Consider the following 17486-nt stretch of genomic DNA (forward strand, 5'->3'; position numbering starts at 1 on the left):
CCGCTGCCGTCGCTCAGGCCGGGCGACCGGCGCCCACCATCGCGGCAGTTCCCGATGCCTCGACGTGGGCGTTCGCCCGTGGCCTGCTCGACGTGGCGGCGAACGCGCCGGCCAGCACCACAACCCCGCCGATCAGCGACAACGGGGCCGGAGTCTCGCCCAGGAAAGTCCAAGCCGCCGCGATGCCGACGATGGGGACCAGCAGGGAGAACGGCGCGACCAGCCCGGCCGGATAGCGACCGAGCAGGTAGGTCCACAACCCCGTGCCCACCACGGTGGCGAGGACGGCGATATAGGCGAGCGCCAGGAGCGCGGGCAGACCCGTCGGCGTGAACGCCGCACCCAGAGCGCGCGCTCCCGTGGTCGGCCCCTCGACGACCGCCGACAGCGCGAACAGCGGCACCGGTGGGATGGCCGTGGTCCAGAGCATGAGGTGCAGCGGATTGACGCCGGGGGACTCGGTGCCGGCCAGACGCGCGCCGATGTTGCCGAAGGCCCAGCCCAGCCCGCCGGCGAGGGTCAGCAGCACCGGGAGCAGGGTGGCGTGGGCGAGCCGGTCCCAGCCGATCACCGCCATGCCCGCCACCGCGACGGCGATGCCCGCGACCTGCACCGGGCGCATCCGCTCGCGCAGCAGTAGCGTGCCGAGCAGCACGGTGAACGGCGCCGAGGATTGCAGCACCAGCGAGGCGAGCCCGGTCGGCATCCCCACCCGCATCGCGGTGAACAGGAACGCGAACTGCAGGATGCCGAATCCGATCCCGTACAGCAGGATCCAACGCATCCGCACCGCGGGACGCGGAACGAACAGCAGCGCGGGCACCGCCAGCACCGCGAAGCGCAGCGCAGCGAAGAAGAACGGGGGGAAGTGGTCGAGCCCGACCCGGATGGCGAGGAAGTTCACTCCCCACAGCAGGACGACGGTCAGGCCGAGCAGACGGTCACGGTTGGTCACGCCTTCATCGTGCGGTCCGCTAAAGATCAGGACAATCGAATAATTCTGTATCAATGATGTAGTTTAGCTTAATGGATTTCGGCTCCGAACCTGTCGCGTCCGGCCCGCCCATGGCATTGGAGCGTCTGCGTATCCTGCGCGAACTAGCCGATCGCGGCACTGTGGCCGCCGTGGCGGCCGCCGTGTCCATGACGCCCTCCGCCGTTTCCCAGCAGCTCAAGGTGCTCGCCCGGGAGGCGGGCGTGGCCCTGCTCGAACCGGACGGCAGACGCGTGCGGCTCACCGACGCCGGTCGCGCCCTGGTGGTGCGCGCCGACGAAGTGCTCGCCGCCATGGACCGGGCGGTCGCCGAGATGGCGCACTACCGCGGCTCGCCGCGCGGACGGGTCCGCGTCGCGGTGTTCCCCTCGGGCGGTGCGTTGCTGCTGCCGCATGTGCTGCCCGGCATGGTGGACAGCGGAGTCGAGGTGATCGCGCGGGACGAGGACGTGCCGCCGTCGGAAGTGGCGCGCCTGCTCGCCGACTACGACGTGGTGCTGACCCATCGTGACGAACACGCCGCGCCCATCGCCGACCCGCGGGTCACCACCCGGGCGCTCATGCGCGAGCCGATCGATGTGGTCGCGGCGCCGACGCATCGGCTCGCGGGCCGTTCGGCCGTCGCACCGGAGGAACTGGCCGAGGAGACCTGGCTCAGCGTGCGGGGCGGCTTCCCGGTGGACGACGTGTTGCGCTCGATCGCCACGGTGACCGGCGTGCAGCCGCGCATCGCCCAGCGCCTCAACGATTTTCGCGTCATCGAAACGCTGGTGGCCACCGGATACGGCGTCGCGCTCATGCCCCGCTACGCGGTGGGCCATCCCGACTTGACGGTGCTGCGGCTGTCCGGCGTGCGAGCCGCCCGGATATACGAACTGGCGACCCGGCCCAGGGCCGATGCCCGGCCCGCGATCGCGGCCGTGCTCACGGCGTTCGAATCGGCCGCCGCACTGGCGACCGCCGACTCCGCGCACGGAAACGGCTCCGCCGCGCGGATATGACTCCGCGCGGCGGCGCCGACGACGATCAGTATCCCGGCGGCGGCTGGTGCCGATAGGGGTGCTGGGCCTGCGAACTGACGTAACCGAAGTCGTCGGCGACCATCGCCGCCAGTTCCAGCAGCGCCCGCCGGGTCGGCTTGCTCACCAGTTCCAGATCGATTTCCGCGCCTTCGGCGAGGTGGTCGTCGAACGGCACGACCTGCACCGCGCGGGTGCGATCGAGGAACAGCTTGCGCAGCTGGTCGAGGTCGACGGTGGACGCGCCGCGCCGGGAAGCGTTCACCACCACCACGGTTCGCTCCACCAGCTTGCCGTAGCCGTGGTGGTCGAGCCAGTCCAGCGTGGCCGACGCGCTGCGCGCGCCGTCGATGGCGGGCGAGGTGACCAGCACCAGCGAACTCGCCATATCCAGCACGCCCGCCATCGCGGAGTGCATCAAGCCGGTGCCGCAGTCGGTCAGGATGATGTTGTAGAACGACTGCAGGATGCCGATCGCCTTGCGGTAGTCCGCTTCGCTGAACGCCTCGGAGACCGCCGGATCCTGTTCGCTGGCCAGCACTTCCAAGCGGCTCGGCGCCTGCGAGGTGTGCGCCCGCACGTCGGAGTACCTGGTGATGTGCTGATCTTCGAGCAGGTTGCGCACGGTGGAGCGGGTCTGCCGCGGCACCCGGTGCGCGAGCGTGCCCAGGTCGGGGTTGGCGTCGATCGCGATGACACGGTCGCCGCGCTGCGAGGCGAAGGTGGAGCCGAGACCGACCGTGGTGGTGGTCTTCCCGACGCCGCCCTTGAGCGACAGGATCGCGATTCGGTAATCACCGCGCACGGGCTGGTTCACCCGGTCGACCAAGTCCTGGTAGACGATGTCGGCCGCCGACTCGCCCGGATTGATCATGCCGCCGGACACCTTGTGCACCGCGCGGCGCCAACCGCTGCGCGGCGCCCTGCGGGCACGCCGGAGCAGATTCAGGTCGTTCACGGAATGTCCGGGCTGGCCGGGCTGCGGCACATGCTGCGGTTGGAACGGCAGCGCGGACTGGTGCGGCCCGGGGCCGCCCTGCCAGCTCGGCCCCTGCGGCTGCCCCAGCGGCGGCGGAGGCGGTTGATAGGCGGGCGGCGGAGGTTGATGTGTCACCGGCGGAGGCGGCGGCGCCCAGCTGTAGATCGGGCCGCTGGGCTGATCAAGTTGCGGCGCAGGAGGTTCCGGCTGCGCGGAATCCATGGGCGCGTGCCTGGCCAGGCCGTCGCCGCCGATGTCATGGCGGTAGTCCCCGTAACCCTGGTTGGGCTCCGGCGGGGTGGCTACCGGATGGCTACCGCTGTGGCCCGGCTGCGGCTGAAATGCGCCGGTAGCGAACGCCTCTCCAGGAAAGGGCGACGGAGGGGGATACGCGCCGGGAGGAGGCGGGGCGTACGAACCGTAGGGTTCGGCCGGTCCGTCCTGCGGGGGAGCCCAGGCCTGCACCGGTGCGGCGGCTTGCGGGTAGGCCGTGGTCTGCTCCGTCGAGCCTTGCGGCTCCAGCTGTTCGAGTTGGGCGTCCGGCTGCGGCGCCCCGGCAGGCACGTCGGTTTCCTTCGCTTCCGCGCCGCCGGTCGGCTCGGCCGCCGGGTCGTTGGCCGATGACTCCACGTCGCTGGCTTCGGCCGTATCCACGGAATGGCTCTGCAGCCAGGGTGGAGAGGTCGGATTGTGGTCGTTTGTTGTCACGGTTCCCCCATCTGCTCGGGAGTTCGAGCAGAGAGCTCGGCGCTTGGAGTGCGAATCCAACGCTAGCACGGGGTTCGCTACCCCGTGTCGCGGTAGGCGTGCCGGGCATGGGGAGCGAGACGCCCGTGACAAGCGGTCTGCCCCAGCGAGATCGGGCGCCGCGCGGTGAACCCGCGCGGCGCCCGTCCGGATGCGTGCCGAGACGCGCTGTCAGTGCGCCCGGTTCACCGCCGACACCACCGCGCGCAGCGACGCGGTCGTGATCGAGGTGGCGATGCCGACGCCCCACACCACCTTGTCGCCGATCGCGCACTCCACGTAGGCGGCGGCCTGCGCGTCGTCGCCCGCCGACATGGCGTGCTCGGAGTAGTCCAGGACCTCGACGTCGAAGCCGACTGTGGCGATCGCGTCGACGAACGCGGCGAGCGGCCCGTTGCCCTTGCCGGTGATCTCCTGCTCGACGCCGTCGACCTTCACCACGGCCACGATCGAGTCGACCCCGCCGTCGGTCTCCGACGCGGTGACCTTCTGGCGCATCCGCTCCAACGGCCGGATCGGGCTCAGGTACTCCTCGTGGAAGACGTCCCACATCTCCTTGGGCGTCACCTCGCCGCCCTCGCCGTCGGTGATCTTCTGGATCGCCTGCGAGAACTCGATCTGCAGCCGCCGCGGCAGCGCCAGCCCGTGGTCGGTCTTCATGATGTAGGCGACGCCGCCCTTGCCGGACTGCGAGTTGACCCGGATGACCGCCTCGTAGGTGCGGCCCACGTCCTTCGGGTCGATCGGCAGGTAGGGCACCTCCCAGACGATGTCGTCGACGTCCGCCCCGGCGGCGTCGGCCGCGGTCTTCATCGCGTCCAGGCCCTTGTTGATGGCGTCCTGATGGCTGCCGGAGAACGCGGTGTAGACCAGGTCGCCGCCGTACGGGTGCCGCTCGTGCACCGGCAGCTGGTTGCAGTACTCGACGGTGCGGCGGACCTCATCGATGTCGGAGAAGTTGATCTGCGGATCGACGCCGCGGGAGAACAGGTTCATCCCCAGCGTGACCAGGCACACGTTGCCGGTGCGCTCGCCGTTGCCGAACAGGCAGCCCTCGATCCGGTCGGCGCCGGCCTGGTAGCCGAGCTCGGCGGCGGCCACGGCGGTGCCGCGGTCGTTGTGCGGGTGCAGCGACAACACGATCGCGTCGCGGCGGGCCAGGTTGCGGCTCATCCACTCGATGGAGTCGGCGTAGACGTTCGGCGTCGCCATCTCCACGGTGGCGGGCAGGTTGATGATCAGCGGCTTCTCCGGCGTCGGGGCGATGATCGCCGACACCGCGTCGCACACCTCCTTGGCGTACTCCAGCTCCGTGCCGGTGTAGGACTCCGGGCTGTACTCGTAACGCCAGTTGGTGTCCGGGTAGCGCTTCTCGATCTCCAGGCACAGCGCGGCGGCGTCGGTGGCGATCTTCTTCACCGCTTCGCGGTCGGCACGGAAGACCACCTTGCGCTGCAGGATGGAGGTGGAGTTGTAGAAGTGCACGATGACGTTCTGCGCGCCGGCGCAGGCTTCGAACGTGCGCTCGATCAGCTCGGGACGGCACTGGGTCAGCACCTGGATGGTCACGTCGTCGGGGATCGCGCCGTCCTCGATGATCTCGCGGACGAAATCGAAATCGGTCTGGCTGGCCGACGGGAAGCCGACCTCGATCTCCTTGTAACCCATCCGCACCAGCAGGTCGAACATGCGGCGCTTGCGGGCCGGGCTCATCGGGTCGATCAACGCCTGGTTGCCGTCGCGCAGGTCGACCGCGCACCAGGCGGGCGCCCGGTCGATGACCTTGTCCGGCCAGGTGCGGTCGGGCAGCGAGATCGGCTCGACCTCCTCGGCGAACGGCCGGTAACGGAACGTCGGCATCGAGGAGTTCTTCTGCTTGTTCCAACCGGGCTGGTCGGCGGGGGCGGGTTTGCTCGGCGCGGTGATGGTGCGCGCGCCGGATACGAATGCGTCAGCAGGGGACATGGGCGGTTCTCCCGAGGATGTCGTTTTTCCCAATGGGCTGGTCGACCGGCGCGGCAAAACCCCGCGACGGGAGCCGGTCCGATCAGACCCCGTCGCGGCGGTCGAGAAGAAGTGCCCGCTGCATGATGTCCGCGAGTTTACCGTGCCGGCATACCGCCGGGAAGGGAGGTCCCGTCGTCGGGTGATCCGATGACCCCGCTACCGTTCGTCCGGCAGTGCACGACGCTTGTACGGACCCCGGGGTCCGACGGGACGTAGAAGGATTGACAAATGACCTGGCTGGAGCAACTGGCCGTCTTCGGCGCCGGCATCTGGGCGGGCGGCATCAACACGATCGTCGGCTCCGGCACGCTGATCACCTTCCCGGTTCTGCTCGCTTTCGGCCTTCCGCCGGTGACCGCGAATGTGTCCAACACCATCGGTCTGGTCCCCGGCTCGATCAGCGGTGTGCACGGATACCGGCGCGAACTGGCGGGCCAGCGCCAACGGCTGCTGCGATTGGGCACGGCGTCGCTGCTCGGCGGCATCACCGGCGCGGTGCTGCTGCTGGAGTTACCCGCCGAAGCGTTCAAGGCGATCGTGCCCATCCTGATCATCCTGGCATTGGTGCTGGTCGTCGTGCAGCCACGGCTCGCGAACTGGGTCAAGCGCCGCCGGGAGAACGACGGCGCACCGGTGCCCGAGCACGGGGGACCGATCCTGGTCACCGCGGTCTACGCCGCCGGTGTGTACGGCGGGTACTTCGGCGCGGCGCAAGGCGTGCTGCTGATCGGGTTGCTCGGCGTTTTCGTGCACGACGACATCCAGCGCCTGAACGGGGCGAAGAACGTGCTCGCCCTGATCGTGAACGCGGTCTCCGCGCTGATCTTCATCGTCGTGGCCGATGTGGACTGGCGCGCGGTGGCGCTGATCGCCCTCGGCTCGATCATCGGCGGGCAGCTCGGCGCGCGGCTGGGCAGGCGGATGCCACCGAACCTGTTGCGCGCGGTGATTGTCGTGGTCGGTCTCATCGCGGTGATCCGCTTGGTGACGTCCTAGGTGGCGGACGGACCCGTGCCGCGAGATATCAGGGTCGGATGTCAACCCTCAGGCTGACGACGGCCACCGTGTACGGGGCACAGGATGAGTGCCGTGCCTAGCTGGAAGATCGTCATAGTCGCCGCGCTCGCCGCGTCGCTGCCCGTGGTGAGCGGCTGCGGCGGGCCGCCGAGCCGACACGAGTCGGCGGTCGCGGACCTGGTCGCGCAAGCCGACGCCGCGCCGACGCCCCGGCTGGACTGGGCGCAGTGCGCAGAGCCGGAGCTGCGCGAATTCCACTGCGCGACCGCCCAGGTGCCGGTGGACTACGCGCACCCCGACGGCCCGACCCTGGGTCTGGCGGTGCTGCGTCAGCAGGCCACCGACCCGCAGCGACGGATCGGCACGCTGTTCGCCGCCGCAGGCGGTCCGGGGAATTCGGGACTGCGCTGGGCGGCCGAAGGCGAACTGCTCGGCGGCGAGCTCGCACGCCGCTTCGACGTGATCACCTTCGACCAGCGCGGCGTCGGCCGCAGCGGACAGGTGCGGTGTTTCGCGGACGCCGAGCGGCAGCGGCGGTTCTGGTCCGGCGCGGTGCTTCCGCCCGTCGGCCCGGAGCAGGAGCGTGCGGCCGACGTGGCCGGCCGCGAGCTGGCCGCCGGTTGCGCGGCGCACGGCGGCGCTCTGCTCGGCCACTTGACCACCGTCGACGTGGCGCGCGACCTCGATCTGCTGCGCCGGGCCGTCGGCGACGCCCAGCTGACCTATACGGGCGGTTCCTACGCGAGCTATCTGGGCCAGGTGTACGGCGCGCTGTTCGGCGATCGGGTGCGCGCGCTGTCCCTGGCGTCGATGATCGACCCGCACGCGTACACCAACGACACCCGCAGCGCCGTCGAGGCCACCGCCGCGGGGACCGAAGAAGTGCTCGGTGAATTCCTGCGGCTGTGCGCGGACGCGGGCCTGCAGCGCTGCCCCTTCGCCGCGCCGAGCGGCCATGGTGGGGCCGTCGCGCGCGCGGGGGCGGGCGATCCCGGCACCCCCGTCGATCTGCGCGCGCGCGATGACGCCCTCCTGCGACGTCTGCGCGAGGCGCCGCAGGTCGTGGGGGCCGGGGAACGGGCGCGGACCGTCACCTACGCCGAGGTGCTGTCGTCGCGGGCGCTGTTGCTGTACGACCCGGAGAAGGGCTGGCCGGCCCTGGCCGCATTGCTCGCCGAACTGGAGCGCGGTCCGGCGGGTAATCCCGACGCGGTGAGCGAGATTCTCGCGGCCACCGCGCAAACCGGCGATTTCCTCGACTCGTACACCGCGATCTCGTGCGCGGACAACACCTTTCCGCGCGACCCCGGTCAATGGCCCGCGATGGCAAAGGATCTGGAGCGGGTAAGCCCCACTTACGGCGCGTTCTGGCTGTGGCTGCACCAGGCTTGCGCCTCTTGGCCGTCTCCGCCGGAGGGGTACGCCCAGCGGTACGGCGGGCCGTGGATCCTGCGGTCGGACACCCCTGCTCTGCTGATCAACAACCGCTTCGACCCCGCCACCCCGCTCAGCGCCGCGCGGCGCGCGCAGCGGGAACTGGTCAACGCCCGGTTGGTGGTCGTGGAGGGCGGTTACGGGCACACGCCGCTCGGCGAGTGTGCCCGTAAGTTGCGCGAGCGTTATCTCGTCGACTTGCAGCTACCTGCCCCCGGCGCGACCTGTCGCGCGGACGAGCTGCCGTTCGAGCGATAGCCAAATCGGATATCTGTTCACAAATCGGGAATACCGGTAATCTGCGCACGCTAAGCCTGATGATGGAAGGTGACCGGTGCGTAGACGTGCCTTGTTCAAGGCGGCTGGCACGGCCGCCCTGCTCGGTGCTGTGGGAACGATGGCGGGGACGGCCGCGGCCTCCGCGAATCCGATGTGGGAGGCCCTGTTCCGCGCCTGGGTTCCGGAGATCTTCGCCCCGATCCCCGATCCGCCGGAGCATTCGCCCGCGATCGTCATCGGCTCCGGCTTCGGCGCCGCCGTGTCCGCGTTGCGCCTGGCCGAGGCCGGGATCGCCACCACCGTGCTCGAGCGCGGTTCGCGCTGGCCGAACGACCCGTGGCGGGAGATCTTCACCGGCGACGACCTGCCCGACGGCCGTGGCTTCTGGCACCGCACCAACTTCACCGGCGTCACCAAGGTGCCGATGCATTTCGCCAGCTTCGGCGGCGTGCTGGACTGCACCGAATACCCGGGTATCGACGTCTGGCGCGCGGCCGCCGTCGGCGGCGGCTCGGTGATCTTCAGCGGCGCCATGATCGCCCCGGAGCGCCGCTTCTTCGACCACATCTTCGGTGGCCTCGTCGACTACGGCGAGATGGAGCGCGTCTACTACCCGCGCGTGCGCGAGATGCTGCGGCTGAGCCCGATGCCCGCAGACATCTACAACTCCTCGCCGTTCGCGCATTCCCGCGCCTGGGACGACCAAGTGCGCAAGGCGGGCTACCAGCCGCAGGCCAACGACTCGATCTTCAACTGGGACATCCTGCGCGCCGAATTGGCCGGAGCGTCGAGGCCTTCCGCGACGGCGGCGCGGAGCAATCTGGGCAACTCCAACGGCGCCAAGTTCGACCTGAATCAGAACTACCTGGCGTACGCGCAGAGCACCGGCCGCTGCGGCGTCTTCCCCGGTCACCGGGTCGACGCCATCGCGCAGGAATCCGGCGGCCGCTACGCGGTCACCGTGGCGAAGCTGTCGCCGACCGGTGACGTGCTGTCCACCCGCACCCTCACCTGCGACCGGCTCTTCCTCGGCGCCGGGTCGATCGGCAGCTCCGAATTGCTGGTCCGCGCGCAGGCCACCGGCGCGCTGCCCAACCTGAACGAACACATCGGCGACGGCTGGGGCACCAACGGGGATGTGGTCCTTGCCCGCGGCGCCAGCGCGCTGGCCGGTCAGGGCCAGGGCGTGCCGAGCGCGAGCCGGATCTTCGACGAATCCGCCGTGCCGCTGACCCTGGAGAGCTGGTACATCCCCGGCATTCCGTTCGAGACCGGCGCGCTCGCCTCGCTCGGCATGGTGCTCGACCCGACCCGCACCCGGTTCGGTTACGACGGGGCCACCGGCCGGGTCGGGCTGAGCTGGTCGGTCGAGAACCGGAACGAGACCGTCGCGGCGGCGCGCGCCGTCGATCACCGGATCGCCGAGCGCGCCGACGCCCTCGTCGAGTACAGCGCTCTCGGTTACGACGCGAACGCGCTGTTCACCGCGCATCCGCTCGGCGGGGCGGTGCTCGGTCGCGCCACCGACGGCTACGGCCGGGTGCACGGGCACCCCGGCCTGTACGTGATGGACGGCGCGGCGATCCCCGGCAGCACCGGAACGGTCAACCCCTCGCTGACCATCGCGGCGCTGGCCGAGCGCAATATCGAGGCAATCGTTCGCGCCGGTCGCTGAGATTCGACGGTGCCGGGCGCGACGTTCGCCCGGCGCCTTCTTTCGGTGGTATCGCCATCCGTGCCGAGCGTGCTTTTCGCGTACTAATGTCGGCGGCACCGTTCGGCGTCGAAGGGATCCGCAGTGTCCGCTCCCAGCTCGGGTATCGAGAGCTCATCCGTCGAGCGATACGGCCTGCCGGAAACGCCGGAGCCGCAGGACTATCCGCGCAAGCCGCCGATGCTGTGGACCGATTTCCTGATGCTGGCGCTGGCCGTCGTATCCGTGGCGCTGGTCAGCTGGATCACGTTCTTCCCGGTCTCCGGGCAGACCTACCACGCGATCGTGCTGGTCGACTGGTCGTTGTGCGCGGTCTTCGCGCTCGAGTTCCTGTGGCGCTGGCGTCGCGCGGGCTGGCCATGGACCTTCCCGTTCGTCTATTGGTACGAGATCCTCGGCATGATCCCGGTGACCAGCCCGTTCTTCCGCGCTTTCCGGCTGCTGCGCATCGTGGTGATCCTGGGCAGGCTGGCCCGGGTGGCCGATCGGGTGTTCGGCGACCGGGTGACCGCCGCGGTGGTGAACCGGTTCGTGGCGACCATCGTCGACACCATTCGCCGTCCGATGACCATCGCGGTGATGGACGAGGTGGCCGAGGTGCTGCGCACCGGCCACTACACCCGCAACATCGCGGCCGCGCTGGAGGAGAACCGCGCCGAGCTGGACGAGATGATCCTGGAGTTGATCAAGAAGGACCCGCAGGCGGGCCGGGTGCGCTACATCCCGTTCCACGACGAGATCATCCGGCTGATCGCCGACACCACCTTCCGCATCGTGTTCCAGGTGCTGGAGGATCCGCGCACCGACGAACTCGTCGCGGACGTGCTGCGGGAGAACATCGATCAGATCCGCGACGCCGTCCGCGACGGTGTGCGGGTACCGCCGTCCGCGTACGGGCCGACAGCCGCCGAGCACGGCGTGCGGCATCACGTCACTCGGGTACCGCGTGCCTGATCGCGTCCCGCGGCTGCGCCAAACGCACGGTCTCCCAAGCGATCAGCGCGACCAGGACGCCACACAGGAGGGCCAGCGAAGCCAGCGCGGGCAGGGCGCAGGCCAGCGGGATGAGCGCCAGCAGCACCACGACGGCGAACACGCGCGGCACCGTGACGGTGCGCGTGGCGTAGTGCTTGAACCCCACCAGGGCGATCAGATACAGCACGACGCCGCCGTAGAGGGCGTAGAGCGGGATTCCGTACAGCGCGTCCCGCAAGGTGTGGTGCGAGGAATCCCCGACGTAGTAGAGGACCTTCTTCAGCCCCAGCGACAGCGCGATGATCCCGGCGATCATCGGGAAATGCCAGAAGGTGTAGGAAGCCTGCGCGATCTTGATCTGCCGCCTGCCCTCGGCGTGGACGAATTCGTGCTCCACCGCGAGGGCCGCGACGTCGAAATACGCCCACCACAGCAGGCCGGAAATGGCGAGGCCGAGCAGCGAACCGAGCGCGATCGGCCAGGAGATCGGCAGGCCCGCCACTCCGATGCCGATCGAGACGATCGATTCACCGAGCGCGACGATGATGATCAGCCCGTATCGCTCGACGAAATGGTTGGCCGAATTCAATCGCCAATCGGTGCCCGCGAACAGTGTCCACAGATAGTCGCCCGCGATCGCGGCGATCCACAGCGCGATCTGCACCCGGCCGGTGGTCAGCGCGGCGACCACCAGCAGCGTGGTGCCGAGGGTGATCGACCCGAGCGCCCAGCGCAGCAGCTGTCCGCGCAATTGCGGGTCCTCGGCGCTGGCCAGCCAGAACATCCCGAGATGCACCAACCGCACGATCAGGTAGGCGATGGCGAAGACCAGCGGCCCGAACCATCCGCCGTCCAGGTCCTCGAACGCCTCCGGGATGGTGAGCGCGGCCAGGAAGGCGCCGCCCATGGCGGCGAACATCGCGACCCGCGCGATGCCCTCGTCGGCGCGGACCACGTTGCCGAGCCAGGAGTAGGCGATCCACAGCCACCACATCACCGCGAGCACCAGCAGCCCGCGCAGCATGTTCTTCGCGCTGGTTTCCTCCGCGACCAAGCCGGTGACCATGGTGAACGCGAAGACGAGCACCAGGTCGAAGAACAACTCGAGCTGGGTCACCGACGCGCCTTCCGCCATCGGCTGGAACCGCGCCCGTTTGGAACCGATCATGCGCTCATCGTCGCACCCCGGCCGATTCCGCGCCGGTTCCCCGCGGTAGCCAGGCGGCCGATTTCGCGCAGAGCGCAGCTGCCGGCTATACGGGTTGATAGGTCTCCGTTTCCGGGAACCGCTCGGCGAAATCAATGAAGCACTCCACGACCACCTCGTTGGCCTTGCGGAAAGTGCGTTTGAGCAGAAATCCGGGCACCGGCAGCGGCAGATAGAGCTCGACGTGGTACCAGACGTGCGTGCCGTCGACGCTGTCGGACACCTCGAAAAAACCGCCGCCCCGCACGCCCCTGGTGCTGTCGGCGACGGTCCAGGACGACCGGTCGTCGGTCCAATCGTATTCCAGTACTTGCAGATCCGAACTGCCGAGAAGCTCCGCCTTGAGGAAGACCCGCCGCGGCCTTCGCCGTGCGTCGCGGGTCGCGACCCGGACGTCGCTGTAGGAGGACGACCATTCCGGAAGCGATTCCACGTCCCGCAGGGCGTCCATGACCTGATCGGGATCGGTGTCGACGAAGAATCGGATATCCGTTTTGGTGCGCATGGCATACCTCCGACCCCCGGATGGACAAGTCGGCCCGATTGTCTCCGCGTTTTGTCCGGTTCGTCAACCTGACTGTGCCAGAGGGGATCTCGGTTACCCGGATAACATGCCGTTATCTGCCCGAGATCGGCGATCGGCAAACACGGGAACAACTTCCGTCCGGAAGGATGGGTCCGCGCCGGGGCCTGCGCGCCTACCATCGGATCCGAATGGGCGCCGGTATCAGGCGCCGTCGGGACGCGCGGGAGGACGTCATGAAATACGCCGAACTGCTGGCGCAGGCACGGGACGCGATCACGGTGCGCCGGGTTTACGGCGACCCCTACGAAGCAGGCGGGGCGATCGTCATTCCCGCCGCGTCGGTCGGTGGCGGCGGAGGCGGAGGCGGCGGCACCGGGAACGGCGCGGACGGGGAGGGCTCGGGTGAAGGCGCGGCGTTCGGCGTCGGCGCCAAGCCGGTCGGCGCTTACGTGCTTCGCGACGGCCGGCTGACCTGGCACCCGGCCGTCGACGTCAACGCGATCATCGACACGGCGGGCAAGGTGCTGATCGCGGGCATCTTGGCCTTCGCGCTGACCCGCCGTTTCCGGCGAAGCGACTGATCGGCGCGGGGGTGGTTTCCGGTCGGTGGGCGCCGGGCCGAGCGACGGCGAGGCCGCCCGCCGCTCGACCCGGCGCGACGTTCATTGCGATGCGGCGGGCTCGACGATCGCGTCGGGCCCCGGATACACCAGCGACTCGTGACCGTCGGAGAAGCGCACCAGGTAGGGCGGCGTCCCGTCCGGTCCGCGGACCTCGATGATCTCGGCTAGGTGATCCCCTTCTCCCACCACGTGTCCGTGCACGCAGAGTCGATCTCCTACATGTGCGATCATCGCCCCATTATCGGACGCCAGTGGTGCGCGTCACAACCGCCTGGGCGAACAGGTGGGGCAGCGGCAACCGGTCGAGGCGGGACGGTGGGACCGGCTTCTCGTCGCCCGGCTCAGCTCGCGTCGGCGAGGAACGACAGCCGCACCTGCCGGTCCGGATTGTCGACATTCAGATCGACCAGCGCGATCGACTGCCACGTGCCGAGGGCGAGCTTCCCGCCGAGGACCGGAACGGTCGCGTACGGCGGGATGAGGGCGGGCATCACGTGCGAGCGCCCGTGTCCGCGGGAGCCGTGCGCGTGCCGCCACCGATCATCGGCGGGCAGCAGATCGCGCAGCGCGGCCAGCAGGTCGTCGTCGCTGCGCGCGCCCAGCTCCATGATCGCGATCCCGGCCGTGGCATGCGGCACGAAGACGTGCAGCAACCCGTCCCCGCCCGCTTCGCGCGCGAAGGCCGCGCACTGCGGCGTGATGTCCTGTACCACTTCACTGTGGCCTGTTCGCACCTCCAGCAGTGTGCTCTTCATGCGCCCATCGTCCCCCATCCGCCGCGGCTCGCGCGGCGCGATCGGGATGGGATGCGGCTGTGTGCTTTTCCACAAGCCGGGTAGGTAGCGGCAAAACCGCTGGCCCCGGCCGGTACCCTGAATGACTGTTACCAGTTTGTTGTCGATCTTGGAGGACCCTGTCGTGGCTCTCGTGGTTCAGAAGTACGGAGGATCCTCGGTGGCGACCGCCGAGCGGATCCGGCGCGTCGCTGAACGGATCGTGGAGACCAAGAAGCAGGGCCACGACGTGGTGGTCGTCTGCTCCGCCATGGGCGACACCACCGACGAGCTGCTCGACCTCGCTCAGCAGGTGGCGCCGTCGCCGCCGGCCCGCGAGATGGACATGCTGCTCACCTCGGGCGAGCGCATCTCCAACGCGCTGGTCGCCATGGCCATCCACTCGCTCGGCGCGGAGGCCCGGTCGTTCACCGGCTCGCAGGCGGGCGTGATCACCACGGGCGCGCACGGCAACGCGAAGATCATCGACGTGACCCCCGGTCGCGTCCGCGCCGCTCTGGACGAGGGTCTGGTCGTGCTGGTCGCGGGCTTCCAGGGCGTGAGCCAGGACAGCAGGGACGTCACCACGCTCGGTCGCGGCGGCTCCGACACCACGGCGGTCGCGCTGGCCGCGGCGCTGGACGCGGACGTCTGCGAGATCTACACCGACGTGGACGGCGTCTTCACCGCCGACCCGCGCATCGTGCCCGACGCGCAGCGGCTCGAGCAGGTCTCCTACGAGGAGATGCTGGAGCTGGCGGCCTGCGGGGCCAAGGTCCTGATGCTGCGCTGTGTGGAATACGCCCGCCGCTACAACGTGCCCGTGCACGTGCGCTCGTCCTACACCGACAAGCAGGGCACCTACGTTTACGGATCGATGGAGGACATCCCCTTGGAGCAAGCAATCCTCACTGGCGTCGCGCACGACCGCAGCGAGGCCAAGGTGACCGTGGTCGGGCTGCCGGACGAACCGGGCTACGCCGCCAAAGTGTTCCGCGCCGTGGCCGACGCGGAGATCAACATCGACATGGTCCTGCAGAACATCTCCAAGATCGAGACGGGCAAGACCGACATCACCTTCACGCTGCCGAAGACCGAGGGCGCCCGCGCGGTCGAGATGCTGACCAAGCGCCAGTCCGAGATCGGCTTCTCCCAGGTGCTCTACGACGACCACATCGGCAAGGTGTCGCTGGTCGGCGCCGGCATGAAGAGCCACCCCGGCGTCACCGCCACCTTCTGTGAGGCGCTGGCCAAGGCGGGGGTCAACATCGACCTCATCTCCACCTCCGAGATCCGCATCTCCGTGCTGGTCAAGGACACCGAACTGGACGAGGCGGTCAAGGTGCTGCACAAGGCGTTCGACCTGGGCGGCGACGAGGTCGCGGTGGTCCACGCGGGAACGGGGCGATAGGCCATGGGAGTTCGCGTAGGAGTCGTCGGCGCGACCGGGCAGGTCGGCGCCGTCATGCGGAAGCTGCTGGAGGAGCGCAACTTCCCGGCCGACGAGGTGCGGTTCTTCGCCTCGGCTCGTTCGGCGGGCAAGACGCTGCCCTGGCGCGGCCGCGAGATCGTCGTCGAGGACACCGAGACCGCCGATCCGTCCGGCTTGGACATCGCGTTGTTCTCCGCGGGCGCCACCATGTCCCGGGTGCAGGCGCCGCGCTTCGCCGCCGCAGGCGTCACGGTGATCGACAACTCCTCGGCGTGGCGCAAGGACCCCGAGGTCCCGCTGGTGGTCAGCGAGGTCAACCCGGAGCAGACGCGCAACCTGGTCAAAGGCATCATCGCCAACCCGAACTGCACCACGATGGCGGCCATGCCGGTGCTCAAGCCGCTGCACGACATCGCGGGTCTGCGCCGCCTCATCGTCTCCAGCTACCAGGCGGTCTCCGGCAGCGGCCTGGCCGGTGTCGAAGAGCTGGCAAGCCAGGCCCGCGCGGTGATCGATGACGCCGAGAAGCTGACCCACGACGGCCGCGCCGTCGACTTCCCCGCGCCGAACAAGTACGTCGCGCCCATCGCGTTCAACGTGCTTCCGCTGGCGGGTTCGCTGGTCGACGACGGCTCCGGCGAGACCGACGAGGACCAGAAGCTGCGCAACGAGAGCCGCAAGATCCTCGGCATCCCGGATCTCGCGGTGAGCGGCACCTGCGTGCGCGTGCCGGTCTTCACCGGCCACTCGCTGTCGGTGAACGCCGAGTTCGCCGAGCCGCTCTCGGCCGAGCACGCCAAGGAGATCCTGGCCAAGGCCCCCGGTGTGCGGCTGGTCGATGTGCCGACTCCGCTCGCCGCGGCGGGCATCGATGATTCGCTCGTCGGTCGCATCCGGCAGGACCCTGGTGTGCCGGACGGCCGCGGGCTCGCGCTGTTCATCTCCGGCGACAACTTGCGAAAGGGCGCTGCGCTCAACACTATTCAGATCGCCGAGGTGCTGCTCAGCGAGCGCTGAGAGCTACTCGATCGAACGGGCCGCGGGTTTCGCGGCCCGTTCGTCGTTTCCCTCCTTCGTTACCGTGCGCGGATGACTCCGCCGGTTGAGGCGGTCGGCTTCGTATCGCTGGTATCGGTGCTGCCCGGGTGGGCGACCAGGCGGGGGACCGAGCCGCTGCCGATTCCGGCGAGGCGACTCGGGAACGGCTCAGTGGGTGCGCAGACCGTCGAAGACGACGGCGAAGGCGCGCTCGCGCTGCGCGGCGGTGGCTGCGGTGCCGTGGGTGGCGAGGAACGCGCCCTTGATGACGCGCATCAGGTCCTCGACCTCGATGTCGGTGCGCACGCCGCCCGCCTGCTGCGCGCGGGTGAGCAGCGTGCCGATGGCCGCGTTGAGTTCGTGGACGGGCCGCAGGTATTCGGGGGCGTCCTGGCCGCCGACGGCGTCGGCGAGATCCCGCTTGACGCTGCCCTCGGCCACGAGCCGGGCGAGGAAGTCGAAGAACGCGGGCACCGGATCCGCGGAGTCGGCCAATTGCCGTGCCAGCGCGATGATCCGGTCCACCCGGTCCACGATCGCCGCCTCGAACAGCGCTTCCTTCGTGGGAAAGTGCCGGTAGACGGTGCCCGCGCCGACACCGGCCCGCCGTGCGATCTCGTCCAGCGGCACGGAGAGCCCTTCCGCGGCGAACGCTTCCTGCGCGGCTGCCAAAACGCGCTCGCGATTGCGGCGAGCGTCGGCGCGCATGGGTCGGCGCTCGG

The 17486-nt window shown here is 69.5% G+C and carries 16 protein-coding genes; 8 read left to right on the forward strand and 8 right to left on the reverse strand.

Annotation, left to right across the window (positions count from 1 at the left end):
• Window positions 1-13 precede the first annotated feature (13 nt).
• Window positions 14-955 carry an EamA family transporter gene (locus U3653_RS03920; RefSeq protein ID WP_195079811.1) on the reverse strand — a complete coding sequence of 314 codons (942 nt, stop codon included), beginning with the start codon at window positions 953-955 and terminating at the stop codon, window positions 14-16.
• Between the two features lie 110 nt (window positions 956-1065).
• Here U3653_RS03920 and U3653_RS03925 point away from each other — a divergent pair, with 110 nt between their 5' ends.
• On the forward strand, window positions 1066-1995 hold the full coding sequence (locus tag U3653_RS03925) for a LysR family transcriptional regulator (protein WP_195079908.1): 930 nt from the start codon (window positions 1066-1068) through the stop codon (window positions 1993-1995).
• A 25-nt stretch (window positions 1996-2020) separates the two neighbouring features.
• On the opposite strand, the gene U3653_RS03930 is transcribed toward U3653_RS03925, so the two are convergent.
• Together U3653_RS03930 and leuA are read right to left on the reverse strand one after the other, a co-directional pair.
• Entirely contained in the window at window positions 2021-3646 is a 1626-nt protein-coding gene (locus tag U3653_RS03930; RefSeq protein ID WP_195079812.1) for a MinD/ParA family ATP-binding protein, read from the reverse strand.
• A gap of 264 nt (window positions 3647-3910) precedes the next feature.
• Entirely contained in the window at window positions 3911-5704 is a 1794-nt protein-coding gene (gene leuA, locus U3653_RS03935; protein WP_195079813.1) for a 2-isopropylmalate synthase, read from the reverse strand.
• 270 nt (window positions 5705-5974) lie between these two features.
• On the opposite strand from leuA, the gene U3653_RS03940 reads away from it, so the two are divergent.
• The 4 genes from U3653_RS03940 to U3653_RS03955 all read left to right on the forward strand — a co-directional run bounded on the left by U3653_RS03940 (window position 5975) and on the right by U3653_RS03955 (window position 11144).
• Window positions 5975-6742, forward strand: a complete 768-nt coding sequence (locus U3653_RS03940; RefSeq protein WP_195079814.1) for a sulfite exporter TauE/SafE family protein — start codon at window positions 5975-5977, stop codon at window positions 6740-6742.
• Window positions 6743-6835: 93 nt separating this feature from the next.
• Window positions 6836-8455, forward strand: coding sequence for an alpha/beta hydrolase (locus tag U3653_RS03945; RefSeq protein ID WP_357419948.1), 1620 nt, complete (start codon window positions 6836-6838; stop codon window positions 8453-8455).
• A 76-nt stretch (window positions 8456-8531) separates the two neighbouring features.
• Window positions 8532-10151 (forward strand): GMC oxidoreductase, encoded by a 1620-nt coding sequence (locus U3653_RS03950; protein ID WP_195079816.1) that lies wholly within the window; start codon window positions 8532-8534, stop codon window positions 10149-10151.
• 123 nt (window positions 10152-10274) lie between these two features.
• Window positions 10275-11144: an ion transporter gene (locus U3653_RS03955; protein WP_323124474.1), complete on the forward strand. Its 870-nt coding sequence runs from the start codon at window positions 10275-10277 to the stop codon at window positions 11142-11144.
• Here the strand turns inward: U3653_RS03955 and U3653_RS03960 are convergent.
• Both U3653_RS03960 and U3653_RS03965 read right to left on the reverse strand, forming a co-directional pair.
• Window positions 11122-12333 (reverse strand): low temperature requirement protein A, encoded by a 1212-nt coding sequence (locus U3653_RS03960; protein ID WP_195079817.1) that lies wholly within the window; start codon window positions 12331-12333, stop codon window positions 11122-11124. The genes U3653_RS03955 and U3653_RS03960 overlap by 23 nt on opposite strands.
• Before the next feature lie 85 nt (window positions 12334-12418).
• Window positions 12419-12877, reverse strand: coding sequence for an SRPBCC family protein (locus tag U3653_RS03965; protein ID WP_195079818.1), 459 nt, complete (start codon window positions 12875-12877; stop codon window positions 12419-12421).
• Window positions 12878-12897: 20 nt separating this feature from the next.
• Between U3653_RS03965 and U3653_RS03970 the strand changes: the two genes are divergently transcribed.
• Window positions 12898-13479 (forward strand): hypothetical protein, encoded by a 582-nt coding sequence (locus U3653_RS03970; protein ID WP_324722333.1) that lies wholly within the window; start codon window positions 12898-12900, stop codon window positions 13477-13479.
• Between the two features lie 81 nt (window positions 13480-13560).
• Here U3653_RS03970 and U3653_RS03975 read toward each other — a convergent pair whose 3' ends face one another.
• Both U3653_RS03975 and U3653_RS03980 read right to left on the reverse strand, forming a co-directional pair.
• Entirely contained in the window at window positions 13561-13752 is a 192-nt protein-coding gene (locus tag U3653_RS03975) for a DUF1918 domain-containing protein (RefSeq protein WP_195079819.1), read from the reverse strand.
• Window positions 13753-13862: 110 nt separating this feature from the next.
• Window positions 13863-14276 (reverse strand): secondary thiamine-phosphate synthase enzyme YjbQ, encoded by a 414-nt coding sequence (locus U3653_RS03980; protein ID WP_195079820.1) that lies wholly within the window; start codon window positions 14274-14276, stop codon window positions 13863-13865.
• A 163-nt stretch (window positions 14277-14439) separates the two neighbouring features.
• Between U3653_RS03980 and U3653_RS03985 the strand changes: the two genes are divergently transcribed.
• Window positions 14440-15705, forward strand: a complete 1266-nt coding sequence (locus U3653_RS03985; protein ID WP_067799711.1) for an aspartate kinase — start codon at window positions 14440-14442, stop codon at window positions 15703-15705.
• 3 nt (window positions 15706-15708) lie between these two features.
• Window positions 15709-16743, forward strand: coding sequence for an aspartate-semialdehyde dehydrogenase (locus U3653_RS03990; protein ID WP_195079821.1), 1035 nt, complete (start codon window positions 15709-15711; stop codon window positions 16741-16743).
• Between the two features lie 189 nt (window positions 16744-16932).
• Here the strand turns inward: U3653_RS03990 and U3653_RS03995 are convergent, their stop codons facing one another.
• Window positions 16933-17472 carry a TetR/AcrR family transcriptional regulator gene (locus U3653_RS03995; protein ID WP_195079911.1) on the reverse strand — a complete coding sequence of 180 codons (540 nt, stop codon included), beginning with the start codon at window positions 17470-17472 and terminating at the stop codon, window positions 16933-16935.
• Between the last annotated feature and the right edge of the window lie 14 nt (window positions 17473-17486).

Origin of the sequence: Nocardia implantans, from assembly GCF_035544775.1 — a bacterium.
Taxonomy (GTDB): domain Bacteria; phylum Actinomycetota; class Actinomycetes; order Mycobacteriales; family Mycobacteriaceae; genus Nocardia; species Nocardia implantans.